The organism is Streptomyces sp. NPDC006207, from assembly GCF_040613835.1.
In the GTDB taxonomy this organism is placed as follows: domain Bacteria; phylum Actinomycetota; class Actinomycetes; order Streptomycetales; family Streptomycetaceae; genus Actinacidiphila.
In genome coordinates this window covers 36,743-38,286 of the sequence record NZ_JBEXSX010000078.1, presented here as the reverse complement: position 1 = coordinate 38,286, position 1,544 = coordinate 36,743, and the positions used below count along the sequence as shown (strand labels likewise).

Genomic DNA, 1,544 nt, shown 5'->3' with positions numbered 1-1,544 from the left:
TGTTCGACGTCACCACGCTGAGCGGGCCGGCCTATGAACAGCGTCATGACCTGCGGCTCATCGTGATGTACGACGCGGCCCGTCCGGCGGCCAGGACGGCCCTGCGCTCCACCGGCGGCGCCGAGGTCCGGCGCACCCTGTCGAGCGTCAACGCCGACGCCGTCACCGCGCCCGCGAACGGCACCGCGGAACTGTGGTCCGCGGTCACCAGCGGGTCCGCCGACGCGATGAAGCGCACCGTCGCACCGGGTATCGCCTCGGTGTGGCTGGACAGCGTCGTCCAGGCGAGCCTGGACAAGAGCGTCCCGCAGATCGGCGGCCCCGAGGCGTGGGCGGCCGGTTTCGACGGCACCGGTACGCGTATCGCCGTCCTCGACACGGGTGTCGACACCACGCATCCCGATCTGGCCGGGCAGGTCGTCGAGGAGCGGAACTTCTCCGACTCGCCGGACACCGAGGACCGGTTCGGTCACGGCACGCATGTCGCATCCATCACGGCCGGCACCGGAGCCAAGTCCGGTGGCACGTACAAGGGCGTGGCGCCGGGGGCCCGCATCCTCAGCGGCAAGGTCCTCGGCGACAGCGGCAGCGGCAGCATGTCGCAGATCATCGCGGGCATGGAGTGGGCCGTCGGCGAGAAGGCCGACGTCGTCAACCTCAGCCTCGGCGCCTACGACTCCCCGGAGATCGATCCGGCGGAGGAGGCGGTCAACAGGCTGTCGGCCGAGAGCGGAACCCTCTTCGTCATCGCGGCGGGCAACAACGGCGAGCAGGGATCCGGAACGGTCGGCTCGCCGGGCAGCGCCGACGCCGCCCTCACCGTCGGCGCGGTCGACAAGCAGGACAAGCTGGCCCCGTTCTCCAGCACCGGCCCGCGCGTCGGTGACGGCGGCATCAAGCCGGATCTGACGGCGCCCGGCGTGGCCATCGGGGCCGCGGCCGCGCACGACAGCTACCTGGCCAGCGTCGCCCCCTCCGTCGCAGACGGCTACATCGCCCTCAATGGCACGTCCATGGCCACCCCGCACGTCGCCGGCGCCGCCGCCATCCTCATCCAGCAGCACCCCGACTGGAGCGGCGACGACATCAAGGACGCGCTGGTCTCCTCGACGACTCCTCTCGGCTACACGCCCTTTGAGCAGGGCTCGGGCCGGGTCGACCTGCGGAAGGCGATCAAGCAGACCGTCGTCGCCCGCGAGACGTCGCTCTCGTACGGTGTCGCGCAGTGGCCGCACACCGACGACCAGCCGCTCACGAAGAACCTCACCTACCGGAACACGGGCAGTGCCCCGGTCACCCTGAAGCTGACCGTGGACGCCACCGGGCCGGACGGAAGCGCCGCGCCCGGCGGGATGTTCACCGCGGACGACCAGGTCACCGTCCCGGCGCACGGCGAGGCGACGGTGAAGGTCACCGCCGACACCCGCCTCGGCGGCGACACGACCGGTGCCTTCACCGGACGCGTCACGGCCACCGGCGACGGGCAGACCGTCGGCACCGCGCTGGCCGTGGACCGCGAGTCGGAGATGTACACCGTCACGGTC

General features: G+C 71.8%; 1 protein-coding gene. It reads left to right on the top strand.

Features of this window, described 5'->3' with window-relative positions; all coding sequences use genetic code 11:
- On the top strand, positions 1-1,544 hold a 1,544-nt coding region (locus tag ABZ312_RS39335; protein ID WP_500439788.1), incomplete at both ends, for a S8 family peptidase.